Annotated in this window: 14 protein-coding genes; 6 read left to right on the top strand and 8 right to left on the bottom strand. The window is 60.3% G+C overall.

Going from position 1 to position 13,330, the window contains the following annotated elements:
• Positions 1-9: 9 nt before the first annotated feature.
• The gene (chbB, locus tag CWM54_RS02790) at positions 10-330 is read right to left on the bottom strand and encodes a PTS N,N'-diacetylchitobiose transporter subunit IIB (protein ID WP_002901547.1); all 321 of its coding nucleotides are present in this window, start codon (positions 328-330) and stop codon (positions 10-12) included.
• A gap of 278 nt (positions 331-608) precedes the next feature.
• Complete coding sequence (osmE, locus tag CWM54_RS02785) at positions 609-947, bottom strand: osmotically-inducible lipoprotein OsmE (protein ID WP_008807747.1); 339 nt, start codon at positions 945-947, stop codon at positions 609-611.
• A gap of 282 nt (positions 948-1,229) precedes the next feature.
• Between osmE and nadE the strand changes: the two genes are divergently transcribed.
• Both nadE and cho read left to right on the top strand, forming a co-directional pair.
• Positions 1,230-2,057, top strand: coding sequence for an ammonia-dependent NAD(+) synthetase (gene nadE, locus CWM54_RS02780; RefSeq protein ID WP_061154927.1), 828 nt, complete (start codon positions 1,230-1,232; stop codon positions 2,055-2,057).
• Between the two features lie 98 nt (positions 2,058-2,155).
• Entirely contained in the window at positions 2,156-3,019 is an 864-nt protein-coding gene (gene cho, locus CWM54_RS02775) for an excinuclease Cho (protein ID WP_100695887.1), read from the top strand.
• A gap of 88 nt (positions 3,020-3,107) precedes the next feature.
• Here cho and spy read toward each other — a convergent pair whose 3' ends face one another.
• From spy to CWM54_RS02745, 6 genes are all read right to left on the bottom strand, one after another.
• Positions 3,108-3,593 (bottom strand): ATP-independent periplasmic protein-refolding chaperone Spy, encoded by a 486-nt coding sequence (gene spy / locus CWM54_RS02770; RefSeq protein ID WP_008807744.1) that lies wholly within the window; start codon positions 3,591-3,593, stop codon positions 3,108-3,110.
• A gap of 343 nt (positions 3,594-3,936) precedes the next feature.
• Positions 3,937-4,902, bottom strand: coding sequence for a succinylglutamate desuccinylase (astE, locus tag CWM54_RS02765; RefSeq protein WP_008807743.1), 966 nt, complete (start codon positions 4,900-4,902; stop codon positions 3,937-3,939).
• Between the two features lie 9 nt (positions 4,903-4,911).
• Complete coding sequence (astB, locus tag CWM54_RS02760; RefSeq protein WP_100695885.1) at positions 4,912-6,237, bottom strand: N-succinylarginine dihydrolase; 1,326 nt, start codon at positions 6,235-6,237, stop codon at positions 4,912-4,914.
• Positions 6,234-7,712, bottom strand: coding sequence for a succinylglutamate-semialdehyde dehydrogenase (gene astD / locus CWM54_RS02755; protein WP_100695883.1), 1,479 nt, complete (start codon positions 7,710-7,712; stop codon positions 6,234-6,236). Before astD ends, astB begins: the two co-directional genes overlap by 4 nt.
• Positions 7,709-8,743, bottom strand: a complete 1,035-nt coding sequence (astA, locus tag CWM54_RS02750; protein WP_100679988.1) for an arginine N-succinyltransferase — start codon at positions 8,741-8,743, stop codon at positions 7,709-7,711. Before astA ends, astD begins: the two co-directional genes overlap by 4 nt.
• On the bottom strand, positions 8,740-9,960 hold the full coding sequence (locus tag CWM54_RS02745; RefSeq protein WP_100695881.1) for an aspartate aminotransferase family protein: 1,221 nt from the start codon (positions 9,958-9,960) through the stop codon (positions 8,740-8,742). The genes astA and CWM54_RS02745 overlap by 4 nt, the downstream gene beginning before the upstream one ends.
• Before the next feature lie 438 nt (positions 9,961-10,398).
• Between CWM54_RS02745 and xthA the strand changes: the two genes are divergently transcribed.
• The 4 genes from xthA to CWM54_RS02725 all read left to right on the top strand — a co-directional run bounded on the left by xthA (position 10,399) and on the right by CWM54_RS02725 (position 13,329).
• Complete coding sequence (gene xthA / locus CWM54_RS02740) at positions 10,399-11,205, top strand: exodeoxyribonuclease III (protein WP_061154932.1); 807 nt, start codon at positions 10,399-10,401, stop codon at positions 11,203-11,205.
• A gap of 213 nt (positions 11,206-11,418) precedes the next feature.
• Entirely contained in the window at positions 11,419-12,075 is a 657-nt protein-coding gene (locus CWM54_RS02735) for a TVP38/TMEM64 family protein (RefSeq protein ID WP_100695879.1), read from the top strand.
• Positions 12,062-12,772, top strand: coding sequence for a TVP38/TMEM64 family protein (locus CWM54_RS02730; protein ID WP_061154934.1), 711 nt, complete (start codon positions 12,062-12,064; stop codon positions 12,770-12,772). The genes CWM54_RS02735 and CWM54_RS02730 overlap by 14 nt, the downstream gene beginning before the upstream one ends.
• Complete coding sequence (locus tag CWM54_RS02725) at positions 12,769-13,329, top strand: carboxymuconolactone decarboxylase family protein (protein WP_100695877.1); 561 nt, start codon at positions 12,769-12,771, stop codon at positions 13,327-13,329. The genes CWM54_RS02730 and CWM54_RS02725 overlap by 4 nt, the downstream gene beginning before the upstream one ends.
• Position 13,330 lies beyond the last annotated feature (1 nt).

Raw genomic sequence — 13,330 nt, 5'->3', positions numbered from 1 at the left:
AAGTTAAAATTATTGTGCTGCAGCTTTCTTAATGGCCGCGACGGCGGCTTTCAATACACCTAAACCATCCACCTTGCCATACAGAAGAGAATCGATGACTTCTACCGGTTTATTCGGCAGCAGGCGCTGAATTTCCGGTAACATATACGCAATTTGTGGCCCTAATAATACCACGTCGGCTTCCGGTCCCTTTTCACCCGCGAGGGTTTCAGGATAAGCTTCAATAATGACCGGGACTTCGTATTTTTCCGCCTGCGCCCGCATTTTGGAGACCAGCAGTGATGTAGACATGCCTGCCGAGCAGAAGAGATAAATGTGTTTCTTTTCCATGAACGCTTCCTCAATGTGTGAGACCAGGGCCTTCAGTAACCGCTGAGAGCCGGTAAGACTGGTAACATCCGGTTAATTCTGTTTATGGGTTGAGTATACGGCAAGCTGAGCCACCAGGATAATTCGCTGTTGAACAGAATTGTCTCTCATTGACCTCTGGTTTTGACTACCCTCACATTTTCACCCAAATAATTCGCGCAATTAAATAAGCATCAGTACTCGCAAAAAAGCCCGACCAGTGGTCGGGCTTACGTAGGGCTCAGTAAACAGTAGGAAGCTTACTTGGCGTTGCGCGGGTCAGTATCATACTCGGCGCAGGTCTGGTAGCCGGAGTTAATCACATGGCCAGTGTCGTCGAGGGCCACAAAGTAGGTCTCTACTTTACCATCCCGTTGACCGAGGATGTAGGTCTGGCAGGTGCCGCGGGCATGAACCATGGTCACTTCCGTTGAAGGTTTGCCAGCGATCTGCATCACCTGCTGACGCGACATCCCTTTCTTCACATCTTTCACCACCGGCTGGGTAAACTGGTCTTTGGTACGATCGTAAGCGGTACAGCCCGCCAGTAAGGTTAACGCGACGGTGACGCCCAGTATTCCTGCTAAGCTTTTGTTCATTTTGGTTCCTCTCTTCTACTGTGTAACGATAAGCCTGGAATAAATAGTGTTATTTTTCAAGCCGAACAGCGAAATCATGTCTGATTGTGTTATTGCGTAAACAGGATTGACGCGCCGCTGCCGACCGGCAGTTTCTCCCGCGTAGTGGCATCTATAATGAAATCCTATGTCATTGATTGCCTTCTTTTCCGGCAGTCAAAACCCCGGTCCTTGTCGTTTCAGCGGCAAAGAGGTAGCTTTAAGCCAACAGCTTGCCAAACAGATTCACTTTCGGAGGGCGCGATGACGCTACAACAAGAGATTATTCAGGCGCTGGGCGCAAAGCCGCAGATTGATGTCGCCGGCGAGATCCGCCGCAGCGTCGATTTCCTGAAGTCCTACCTGCAGACCTACCCGTTTATTAAATCGCTGGTGCTGGGTATCAGCGGCGGCCAGGACTCCACCCTGACGGGGAAACTGTGCCAGATGGCGATTAATGAACTGCGTGCCGAAACGGGCGACAGCAGCCTGCAGTTTATTGCCGTTCGGTTGCCCTATGGCGTGCAGGCGGATGAGCAGGACTGCCAGGACGCCATCGCCTTTATCCAGCCTGACCGGGTGCTGACGGTGAATATCAAAGCCTCGGTACTGGCCAGTGAACAGGCGCTCCGCGAAGCGGGGATCGAACTGAGCGACTTTGTTCGCGGTAACGAAAAAGCCCGTGAGCGGATGAAGGCCCAGTACAGCATCGCCGGAATGACCAAAGGGGTGGTGGTCGGCACCGACCATGCGGCGGAAGCGATTACCGGCTTCTTCACCAAATATGGCGACGGCGGCACCGACATCAACCCAATTTTCCGCCTGAACAAACGTCAGGGCAAACAGCTGCTGGCCCATCTCGGCTGCCCGGAACATCTGTATAAGAAGCTGCCGACCGCCGACCTGGAAGACAATCGCCCCTCCCTGCCGGATGAAGTGGCGCTGGGTGTCACCTACGAGAACATCGACGATTATCTGGAAGGCAAAACGCTGGACCCCAGTATCGCTAAAACGATCGAAGGCTGGTATCTGAAAACCGAGCACAAGCGTCGGCCACCGATCACCGTCTTTGACGATTTCTGGAAAAAATAGTCCCTCCTCGCCCCGGCCCGCGCCGGGGTTATTTTTTGCGCTTTTCGCCGCAAAAACCGCCTGCTATACTGGATAGATAGACAGTATCAGGAGTTATTGTGGCCAGAAAGCAATCTGCCCCGCGTCTGGAATTTGAAGCGGCGGCGATCTATGAATACCCCGAACATCTTCGCCCGTGGCTGGAGGCGCTGCCAAAGCTGCCGGGTGTCTATCAGTTTCACGGCGACAGCAACACAATGCCGCTCTATATCGGTAAGAGCGTCAACCTCCGCAGCCGCGTGTTATCCCACCTGCGTACGCCCGAAGAGGCCGCGATGCTGCGTCAGTCACGGCGTATCACCTGGCAGCGCACCGCAGGCGAGCTGGGAGCGCTGCTGCTGGAGGCGCGGCTGATTAAAGAGCAGCAGCCGCTGTTTAACAAGCGGCTACGGCGTAACAAGCAGCTCTGTGCCTGGCTACTTGCGGACCACCGGCCGCAGATTGTCTATGCCCGAGAGGTTGATTTCTCGCACCAGCAGCATCTCTATGGCCTGTTCGCCAACCGGCGGGCGGCGCTGCAGATGCTGCAGAGCCTTGCCGACGAACAGCGCCTCTGTTACGGCCTGCTTGGTCTGGAACCGCTCAGCCGCGGCCGCGCCTGCTTTCGCTCCGCGCTGGGCCGCTGCGCCGGCGCCTGCTGTGGAAAGGAGAGCGTGGAGGCGCACAGCGAGCGCCTGCTGGCGCAGATGAGTAAACTGCAGCTGGTGTGCTGGCCGTGGGCGGGGCCAGTGGCGCTGGAGGAGCGCGGCCCGGATATGACGCAGTATCACGTCATTCATAACTGGCTGTGGCTGGGGGCCGTCGACTCGCTCGACCAGGCCGCGGAGTTGACCCGTCTGCCCGCCGGATTCGACCAGGATGGTTACAAGATCCTCTGTAAGCCTTTGCTCAGCGGTCACTATCCGCTGCACCCGCTTGGCTGAGAAACCACCAATAAAAAAACCGCCGGCCCTGCCCAACGCCTGATGGCATTATTGGGCAAGACCGGCGGTCTTGATTCAGTGCGCTACATTATTCAGCAGGTGCAGGCATTTTACCTGCCGGCGCGTTGCGTTCTGTCAGATGCTTCTCAAAATTAGCATTGAACTGTTTTTTCTGCTCTGGAGTCAGAATGTTGTAGATCTTGTTCTGCGTTTCCAGGCGGGACAGCGCCATCGCTTTATGCTGCGCTTCCATCTTATCGATCTGCGCTTCCGCTTTCGCCTTATCGAAGGTGTCGCTGGCGATCAGATCGTGCATCGCGCGGCGTTCGTCGAGGGACGGACGCTTCATGTTCTCACGCTGGCTCTTCATGATGTCGCGGATCTGTTGTTTCTGCGCATCGGTCAGGTTCAGGCCTTTAAACATCATGTCATGCTGACCCGGGCCGCCTTTATGATGCATCATCATCGGCTTGCTGTCGCTCGGCGCGGTGGTGGTGTCGGCGGCGTGTGCCAGGTTAGCCGCGCCCAGAGCCAGAGTAGAGGCAACAAACAGTGCAGTGAGTTTCTTCATCATTCAATCCTTACTTTACGTTATTCTTACGGCGCGTTGCCGTGTTGACGAGATTAACTTTACGACGTTAATCGTCAATTAGTCAGAGCAAGAGTAAAACAATGAAAGTGTAAAAAACAGTTTCTCGCCAATTATGGAGAAAATAAGGAATTTAGCCGAAGAGTTGCAATAAAAAATAAATAACGTACTGTTTTTCAGAGAAATTATGGAGAGCATAAAGGAGGGGAGATTAAAAACAAAGCATTTTACCAGGAATAATCTGCAAATTTACACTGGCGCACGAAAAAATAAGATGGCGAAAAAAGACGCGAGAAATAAAGCAGGCCGCCCGGCGGACGGCTTGCCCTCAGGATAATTTCTCCAGCATCAGGCCGGCGCGCAGTCCCTTCGCCACCGTCGGATTGGGAAACAGGACATACTCCGGCTCAGGCCCCACCACATACCGCGTCTCGCCCTCCTCCGCCAGCAGCGTGCCGGGTTCGAAGGGGGTGAAGTTGAGCGTCTGATCCGCCATATGCAAGCGGAAATCATCGCTATGGCGGGTGATCTGTTGTACCACCCGGTAGCGCAGCGGCGCCGGGGCGTCGGCAATGGCCAGATCCCCCACCAGCAGCCGGGAAAGCGCGCCTTCGGCGGCGGCAAACTGCGTCAGATCGTTTTCACCCAACGGCAGCGCTTTGCCCAGCTCAAGGGTGCAGGCCAGCGCCGCGAACCGTTCGCAGCTGAAGTGGGTGAAGGTCCCGCCTGGCTGGCGATGAAACACCAGCGCCTCCAGCCCGGCGCCGCCCAGCCAGTGAAGAAAATCCTCCTCCCACGGCGTATCGCGGGCCGGGAGCACGCCGAAGCGCGGATGTAGCGACCCGCGGATCGCGGTATGCAGATCGAGGTGCCAACGAGGACCACCGTGGTCGCGATAGAAGCGGGCCACCGCCTGCTCCAGCCGCTGCGCCCGCTGCGTCTCCTCACTGAGCGGAAACTGCCGCCAGCGCTCGCCAAACATCCGGTTCATATCACTGTGCAGATAGCGCTTATTCGCCCGCAGCGCCGGTGGGTTGCCAACGATCACCAGCAACCGCCAGCGCAGCGGGAGTGCCTCCCGGACCAGTCGCTGCACCAGGTGGTCGACTATCTCCACCGGTGCCGTTTCGTTGCCATGAATGGCGCAGGAGAGTACCAGCCCGCGCTCGCAGCGCGCATGCGGCGTCAGCTCGAGGATCCCCTCTCCCAACCAGTGCCAGCGAAAGTGCGCTGTCTCGCCGTGAAAATGGTGGGGCAAACGCCCCGCCAGGGTTAATGCCAGAAAATGTTCCACCGCGCCCCCTTATTGCTGAAATGGATAAACCGAACCGAGCTGCAGGATCTGGGTCAACCGATCCAGCGCGTCACGCCCTTCCCGCAGCAGTTGCGGGTCGGCGAGGTCGGCCTGGGTAAGGCGATCGCGATAGTAGCGATCCACCCAGTCATTGAGGGTGGCAAACAGCGTATCGTTCATCAGGACGTGCGGATTGACCGCCTGATACTCCTCGGCCGTCAACACCACCCGCAGGCGCAGGCACGCCGGACCGCCGCCGTTGGCCATACTCTCGCGCAGATCGAACACCTGTAGCGCGGCGATGGGGTTGTCCCCGGCCAGCAGCTCATTGAGGTATTCCCAGACGCCGGCATGCTCCTGCGCTTCGTGGGGCAGGATCAGCGCCATGCTGCCATCCGCCCGGCTCAGCAGCTGGCTGTTGAACAGATAGGTGGCAACCGCCTCTGCCACCGTGACCCGACTGGCGGGGACCACCAGCGGCGTAAAATCCGGCACCCGCTGTGCCAGCTGCTGGAGAAGCGCGGTCTGGTCGGCAAAGGCCTGCTCATGGCAGAACAGGACCTGACGGTTGCTCACCGCGATAACATCGTTATGAAAAACCCCCGTGTCGATCGCCGTCGGATGCTGGCGGGCGAAGATCAGCTTACGGGGATTGACCTGATTGAGGCGCGCTACCGCCTGGCTGGCCTCAAGGGTTTGCCGCGCCGGATAGCGACACGGCGCCTCCTCGCTCCCCCGGCTGCGGCCATAGACAAAGAGCTGGACGCCAGGGGCGCCATACTCGCCGCCGAGACGATTATGGTTCGCCGCCCCTTCGTCGCCAAACCAGGCCGAGGCGGGCAGCGCCGGGTGGATGGCAAATCGCGTGCGGTCCGGGAAAATCGCCTGCAACAGCGCCTCTGTGGTCGGTGCTTCGCTGGCGCGGTGGAATTTATCCTGCAGATTCGCCACCGTCAGGTGCACCAGGCCATCCAGCGAATCGGCGGAGGGACAGACCGTCGCCGCGTTCGCCACCCACATCGCTGAAGCCGAACTCACCGCCGACAGCAGATCCGGATCCTGCTGCGCCGCCCGGGCCACCACCTGCTCATCGCTGCCGCTAAAGCCCAGCTGGCGCAAGAGCGGCACGTTCGGTCTCTCGTGCGGCGGGATCACCGCCTGCGGGTAGCCGGCGTCGGCGAGGGCTTTCATTTTTTTCAGCCCTTGCTTTGCCGCCAGCTGCGGGTTCGACACCCGGTGGCGATGCCGGGTGGAGGCCTCGTTGCCAAAGGAGAGCCCGGCGTAGTGGTGGGTCAGCCCGGGCAGACCGTCAAAGTTGACTTCACGGGCGGTCATGACGCCTCCCCGGCCAGAAAGTCGAGCCCCGGGTTCAGGCTGGTGGGCAGCGTCAGCGTCGGTGATTCAAGGCTGGCCATCGGCCAGGCACAATAATCGGCGGCATACCAGGCCCCCGGACGATGGTTACCGGACGCGCCGGTGCCGCCGAACGGCGCGGTACTCGCCGCCCCGGTCAGCGGTTTGTTCCAGTTAACTATCCCCGCCCGCGCTTCGAGCAGCAGTCGATCAAACTTCTCCCGTTCCGGAGAGATTAACCCGCAGGAGAGCCCGAAGCGGGTGGCGTTGGCTAAGGCAATTGCCTCCTCAAAAGTGTCGTAGCGCCAGACGCCAAGCAACGGGCCAAACACCTCTTCATCTTCAACATTGGCCACGTCGCTCATGTCGACAATTCCCGGCGTCAGCAGCGACGTTCCGGCCTGCAATAAACGTGGCTCCAGCAGAGTGGCCGCGCCAGCAGCGACCCGCTGCAGCCAGGCCTGATGCACTTTCTGCGCGGCCTGCGCCGAGATAAGCCCGCCGAGGAACGGCTGCGGCTCGGCGTCCCACGCCGCCGGGATCAGCCGCTGGCACACCGTCACCAGCCGGGAGAGGAAGGCATCGCCCGCCTCGCCACGTCGGACCAGCAGACGGCGGGCGCAGGTGCAGCGCTGGCCCGCAGTAATAAAGGCGGACTGGATGGTCAGATGCACCGCGGCATCCACGTCCCGCGGGTCGTCGACGATCAGCGGGTTATTGCCGCCCATCTCCAGCGCGAGGATCTTTTGCGGCTGCCCGGCCAGCTGGCGATGCAGATGAAAACCGGTGGTTGAGCTGCCGGTAAACAGCAGTCCGTCGATATCCGCCTGACCGCTGAGCGCCTCGCCGGTTTCCCGACCGCCCTGCACCAGGTTGAGCACCCCGGCGGGCAGGCCGGCCTGCTCCCATAGTTTCACCACCGCTTCGCCGCTGCGCGGGGTGAGTTCGCTGGGTTTAAAGACCACGGTATTGCCCGCCAGCAGCGCCGGCACGATGTGCCCGTTCGGCAGATGGCCGGGAAAGTTATAGGGGCCAAACACCGCCAGCACGCCGTGCGGCCGGTGACGCAGCGTGGCGGCGCCGTCGGGCAGATCGCTGTGCTGTTCGCCGGTGCGGACGTGGTAGGCCTTCACCGAGATCGCCACCTTGTTGATCATCGCCGTCACTTCCCCGGCCGCCTCCCAGCGCGGCTTTCCGGTCTCGGCGCCGATCATCGCCGTCAGCTCCGCCTTGCTGGCCTCCAGCAGGGCGGCAAACTTTTCAACGATCGCCTGACGGGCGGCAAACGGTAGCCGCGCCCAGGCCGGGAACGCCTGGCGGGCAGCCGCCACCGCCTCGGCAACCTGCCCGGCATCCGCCGCCTCGCCCTGCCAGACAACCTTCAGGTTAACCGGATCCTGTTTACTGAAACCTGGCCCACGGCCGGGCCGCCACTCGCCGTTAATCCACAGACTCATGCGGTTTTCTCCTCAGGGATCAGGCGCACCATGCGCACCTGGTCGCCGTCATGACACTTCAGCATATCCAGTTCGCGGGCGCTGAGGGTCAGGGTGTCGCCATCCGGGTCGGCATGCACCAGCAGAGCGCGGAACTGGTGATACTGTTCGTTCGCCACCAGGCACAGCGGCCAGTCACCGGGTGGGGTTTCACCGGCCTCGGTGGTCACCAGACGGCTTTTGCGGATCGCCCGCACCCGGTCGATGTCGCACTCCAGAGTCGGGCCGCCGTCGAAAATATCGATGTAGTTCAGGTAGCGGAACCCCTCTTTCTCCAGCACCGTCCGGGCTGGGGCGGTCTGCGGATGAACCTTGCCGATCACCGCCTGCGCCTCAGGGGAAAGGAAATCGATATACAGCGGATGCTTGGGCATCAGGGCGGCAATGAAAGCCTTCTGTCCGGTGCCGCACAGGTAGTCGGCGCGGGAAAACTCCATGGCGAAAAAGCGTTTGCCCAGGCTTTCCCAGAACGGCGAGTAACCCTGCTCATCAATCACCCCGCGCATCTCGGCGACCACCTTCTCATTAAAGCGTTCGCGAAAGGCGGCCATAAATAAGAAGCGCGATTTCGACAGCAGATAGCCATTGCCCTCTTTGCGCCACTGCGGGTCGAGGAACAGGGTACACAGCTCACTACTGCCGGTATGGTCGTTGCTGAGAAACAGCGTCGGCAACGCCTGATAGACGTTGAGCTCCTTCGAGGCATGGACCTGGGTGCCGACCCGGTAGTTATACCAGGGATCGTTGAGCCCCACCGCCACCTCGATCGCGCAGATGCCCACCACCGCGCCGCTTTCGCTCTCCTCCAGCACAAAGACATAGCCCTGCTCGCTTTTCGGTAGCTCGCCGCGCCAGGTCTGCTGCGAGCGGGCGATCCGCGCCGCGAGGGTCGCTTCATCCACCGGCAGCGAGGTCAGCCCGCCGCCGGTCTCCGCTGCCAGCTTCAGCAGCCCGGGCAAATCGCCCGGCTCCACCGGTCGAATAACCATCATGATGAGACTCCTGCCACGAAACGCGCGCAGGCCCGCTCGACGCGATCCAGCCCGCTGTTCACCTCTTCTTCACTGACGTTCAGCGCCGGCGCAAAACGCACCACATTAGCGCCGGCGATCAGGATCATCACCCCCTCTTCCGCCGCCAGGTTGCTGAGCGTTTTCGCCTTCCCGGCCCAGGCGTCATTCAGCACGCAGCCGAGCAGCAGTCCCAGGCCACGGATCTCCTTGAACAGACCATAGCGGGCGTTGATCGCCTGCAGACGTTCACAAAACCACTGGTGGCGCTGTCTGACGCCGGAGAGGACTTCCGGGGTGTTGACGATCGACAGCAGCTCGCCGGCCACCGCCCCGGCCAGCGGGTTGCCGCCGTAGGTGGTGCCGTGGGTGCCGACGGTCATCACGCTGGCACAGGCCTCTGTCGCCAGCAGCGCGCCGATAGGGAAACCGCCGCCCAGCGCTTTGGCGGTGGTCAGCACATCGGGCGTCACGCCGTAGTGCATATAGGCATACAGCTCGCCGGTGCGCCCGACCCCGGTCTGCACTTCATCGAAAATCAGCAGAGCGTTGTGCTGGTCGCAAAGCTGGCGCAGGCCGCGTAAAAATTCGCCGCTGGCCGGCACCACGCCCCCTTCGCCCTGCACCGGCTCGACGATCACCGCGCAGGTCTGGTCATTGATTAAGGCCTTTGCCGAAGCGAGATCGTTAAACACCGCATGCTGGATCTGTGGCGGCAGCGGGGCGAAATCCCGGGAATAGGCTGGCTGACCGCCCGCCGAGACGGTGAACAGCGTCCGCCCGTGGAAAGCGTTCTGAAAGGCGACGATGCCGCTTTTCTCGCTGCCAAAGCGATCGTGGGCATATTTACGCGCCAGCTTGAGCGCCGCCTCATTGGCCTCAGCGCCGGAGTTACAGAAGAAGACCCGGTCGGCGAAGGTGGCATCGTTAAGCATTTTGGCCAGACGCAGGATCGGCTCATTGGTGTAGCCGTTGCCGGTATGCCAGAATTTGCCGGCCTGGTCGGTCAGGGCTTGCACCAGACGCGGATGGGCGTGCCCCAGCGCGTTCACGGCGATGCCGCCGGCAAAATCGATATACTCTTTGCCCTGCTGATCCCACAGCCGCGACCCGGCGCCCCGCACCGGAATAAACGCCGCTGGCGCGTAGACCGGCATCATCCATTCATCAAAGTGGTTACGCGTAATTGACTGAGACATATCGACCTCTTCCGGTAAATTAAAAGTAGCAATAATGTTAATAAATATGAGTTATTACGCTGTAAATGTAGATTGCACGGTTCGTGCCAGCCAGCGATAAAAATGCATAAACCGGATGAGATAACGCAAAATCAAGGAGTTACAACCGAACGCTATTCACATAAAATGCATATATAGTGAATAAGTATCCGACAAAGGGGGATAAACAGTGATTAAAGAAGATAAGTTATGCAATGGTAAGATATAATTCTGTAATTGTGATCCTCTGCGAAATTTATCGTAGCTATTTGCCCTTTTTTGGCGCGGCATGCCCGCAAAAGGGGCACCCACGGCACGCTCATGCGCAGCGATTGGCAGAATGACGCATCCGGTGGCAGCCAGCCTGGCGAATTTCTGCTACCATCCATGCACTATTCACCTTGCACAGTGGCAGCGACTATGAAATTCGTCTCTTTTAATATCAACGGCCTGCGCGCCCGCCCACACCAACTGGCCGCCATCGTCGAAAAACACCAGCCGGACGTGATTGGCCTGCAGGAAACCAAAGTTCACGACGATATGTTCCCTCTCGAAGAGGTCGCCAAACTCGGCTATAACGTCTTTTATCATGGACAAAAAGGCCATTATGGCGTCGCGCTACTGACCAAAGACACGCCGATTGCCGTCCGCCGCGGCTTTCCCGGCGATGGCGAAGAGGCTCAGCGCCGCATCATCATGGCGGAGATCCCGTCGCCTTTCGGCAACGTCACGGTGATTAACGGTTATTTCCCGCAGGGTGAGAGCCGCGATCATGAAACCAAATTCCCGGCCAAAGCGGCGTTCTATCAGAATCTGCAGAACTATCTGGAGACCGAACTCAACAAAGAGAATCCGGTGCTGATCATGGGCGATATGAACATCAGTCCCACCGATCTCGATATCGGTATCGGTGAAGAGAACCGCAAACGCTGGCTGCGCACCGGCAAATGTTCCTTCCTGCCGGAAGAGCGAGAATGGATGGATCGCCTGCTGGGCTGGGGCCTGGTGGATACCTGGCGTCAGGCTAACCCGGACAATCAGGAGCACTTCTCGTGGTTTGATTACCGCTCCAAAGGCTTCGATGATAACCGCGGGCTGCGCATCGACCTGCTGCTGGCCAGCCAGCCTCTGGCGCAGCGCTGCGTGGAAACCGGGATCGATTATGAGATCCGTGGGATGGAAAAACCGTCCGACCACGCGCCGGTGTGGGCCACCTTCCGGTCATAATTCACGCCCTTCTCTCGCCTCCCGCTGTGCGGGGGGCAGAATTTCCTGAGCAAAATCAACAAAGCGACGGTAAACCATTGTGACCGTCGTCTGAACAGGATACTGTCGCGCGCACTTTTTGATGTCCACCGCGTCCAGGCTGTACAGGAGAACCCCTCATGCAAAAGAAGCCATCATCCGGCCATTGGTAAAGGGCTGGGACTTCTCGCGCTGGTGGCCACGCTGGCCGTGATCAGCCATCGCGTCGGTCTCCACGATCTGCTGACTCACCTGCATCTGCTTCAGGACACCCTGCGCCATCATGGCGCCTGGGGATATCTGGTCTATGTTGCGCTATTTATCATTGCCACCCTTTGTCTCATCCCCGGCAGCCTGCTGGTGATCGCCGGCGGGATGCTCTTTGGCCCGCTGACAGGCTCCCTGCTCTCGTTTGCCGCCGCTACCCTCGCCTCTGCGTTGTCGTTTTTAATCGCCCGCTGGCTTGGGCGCGATCTGCTACAGCGCTATGTGGGCCATACCGCCGTCTTCCAGGCAATTGAGCGCGGTATCGCCCGCAGCGGCTGCGATTTCCTGATCCTCACCCGCCTGGTGCCGCTCTTTCCCTACAACATTCAGAATTACGCCTACGGCCTGACGGCGATCCCTTTCTGGCCCTTTACCCTGATCTCCGCCGTGACCACCCTGCCAGGTCTGGTCATCTATTCAGTCATGGCCAGCGAACTGGCCCGCGAGGGGGTGACCCTCGCCTTCGCGCTCAAACTGAGCCTCGCCGGCGGGCTGTTGTTTGCCCTGGTGCAGATGGGCAAACGGTTTGCCCGCGCCCGCCGTGTGGCAACGCCCAGCGAGGAGGTTCGCCATGACCCAACCTGATCGCCGTCACCTGCGCCGCGCCCGGCTGGCCCTTGCGGTGGTGGCCGTCGCCGGGCTGGCCGCCTGGTGGTGGTTACCCGGCGGGCGTGCCTTTCTGCAGCAGAGTCTGACGGCGTTAGCGTCGCTGGATCCGCAGCATGTCAGAGGGTTTATCGCTGCCTGGGGGCCGCAGGCCGCGCTGGTCTCTTTTGCGCTGATGATCCTCCAGGCGATCGTCGCTCCGCTGCCGGCTTTCCTGATTACCCTGGCGAACGCTGCCCTGTTCGGCGCCTTCTGGGGCGGGGCGCTGTCGTGGTTCAGCGCCATGGTCGGGGCCGGGCTCTGCTTCTGCATCGCCAGAGCGCTGGGGCGCGAAGTGGTGGAAAAACTCACCGGCCGCGCGGTGCTGCGCAGCGTCGACGGCTATTTCACCCGCTTTGGCCCGCAGACGATCCTGGTCTGCCGCCTGCTGCCGTTTGTCCCGTTTGACCCGGTCAGCTATGCCGCCGGACTGACCTCGCTGCGCTTCTGGCCCTTTATGCTGGCCACCGGCGTGGGCCAGCTGCCGGCGACCATCGTCTATTCCTGGGCCGGGAGTCTGCTCACCGGGGGCACCTTCTGGCTGGCCACCGGGCTTTCGCTGCTTTTTGCCCTGGCGGTAGTCATCTCCATCGCCAAAAATATTTACCGTGAACGTCATAAGAGATCCTCGCCATGAGCTTACCCCCGCTGGATTCTGTCCCCCTGATCCTTCGTCCGCAGGCCTGGCTGCACCGCCGGCATTACGGCCAGGTGCTGAGCCCCATTCGCTGGTGGGGACGGATCCCCTGGCTGTTTTACCTGGTTTCGCTGTTCGTGGGCTACATTGAACGCCGCCGCTCGCCGCTGGATCCGGTGCTGCGCTCGCTGGTCAGCGCCCGCATCGCCCAGCTGTGCCACTGCGAATTCTGTATCGATATCACCAGCATGACCCTCGCTGCGCGGAGCGGGAGCCAGGACAAGCAGCTGGCGGTCGCCGACTGGCACAGCAGTACGCTGTTCAACGACAAAGAGCGTCTGGCGCTGGCCTATGCCGAAGCCGCCACCCAGACGCCCCCGGCAGTGGATGATGCCCTGCGCAGCGCGCTGGCCGCGCACTTTGACGCCCGGGCGCTCACCGAGCTGACCGCCCTGATTGGCCTGCAAAATTTATCGGCGCGGTTCAATGCCGCGATGGCGATCCCGGCCCAGGGGTTGTGTCAGATGCCCACCTCTTCCTCGCAGAATAAGGAGTAAC

The organism is Klebsiella sp. D-Nf1 (assembly GCF_002810515.1).
GTDB lineage: Bacteria > Pseudomonadota > Gammaproteobacteria > Enterobacterales > Enterobacteriaceae > Klebsiella > Klebsiella variicola.
This window is presented reverse-complemented; position numbering and strand designations above follow the sequence as displayed.